We start from the raw sequence: 807 nt of genomic DNA on the forward strand, positions 1-807 counted from the left end.
GAGCCTGGGTGAAACGGCAGCACATAACACCGCCGCACTGATCTGGTTTCCGGCGCTCGACTGGCGTTTTTTTGCCACGCTCGGCGTGGCATGTTGCGGCGTGCTGTTGGGGCGCTGGCTGCGCCTGCCGTCCGGCGCGCTGCTGGGGCCGATGATCCTCGGGGCCGCGCTGCACTCTACCGGCACGCTGATGCTGCAAACGCCGGAGTGGATACTGGCCTTGGCCTATGCGTTTATCGGTTGGAGTGTCGGCTTAAGCTTTACCCGCCCGATCTTCCTGCTGGCAATCCGCACCTTGCCGCATATGATGGCCTCGATCGTCGGTCTGATGGTGCTGTGCGGAGGGATGGCTTACGGGGTAACGCTGTTGCTGCCGGTGGATATTCTTACCGCCTATCTGGCGACCAGCCCCGGCGGGCTGGACTCCATTGCCGTCATTGCGGCGGGCAGCAACGTCGATATGGCCTTCGTGATTGCGATGCAAACCCTGCGGCTGTTTTCGACGCTGCTGTTCAGCCCGGTACTGTCACGCTACATCTCACGCCACACGGCGCTGAACGCGACGTAATTTATGCTGGGCGATGAGGGCATCAATGATAAACAGCGCCAGCGCCGCCCAGATAAAACCGAATGCGACCATTTTGTCGCTGCCGAGCGGTTCGCCATATAACGTCACGGCGATAATAAACATCAGCGTCGGGCCGAGGTACTGAAAGAACCCGAGCGTGGACAGGCGCATTCTCATTGCAGCGGCGGTGAAAAACAGCAGCGGTACGGTGGTCACGATGCCTGCGCTCACCAACAGCA

Annotated in this window: 1 protein-coding gene and 1 pseudogene; one reads left to right on the forward strand and one right to left on the reverse strand. The window is 60.6% G+C overall.

The genetic code is table 11. From position 1 onward, the window contains the following. The coding region (locus tag J5224_RS31825) for an AbrB family transcriptional regulator (protein ID WP_264628963.1) at nt 1-568 on the forward strand (568 nt) is incomplete at its 5' end. On the opposite strand, the pseudogene J5224_RS31830 reads toward J5224_RS31825, so the two are convergent. Next, nucleotides 539-807, reverse strand: a pseudogene (locus tag J5224_RS31830) (EamA family transporter); the annotation flags it as partial. The gene J5224_RS31825 and the pseudogene J5224_RS31830 sit on opposite strands and share 30 nt — an antisense overlap.

It is taken from the genome of Candidatus Symbiopectobacterium sp. NZEC135 (assembly GCF_025962695.1).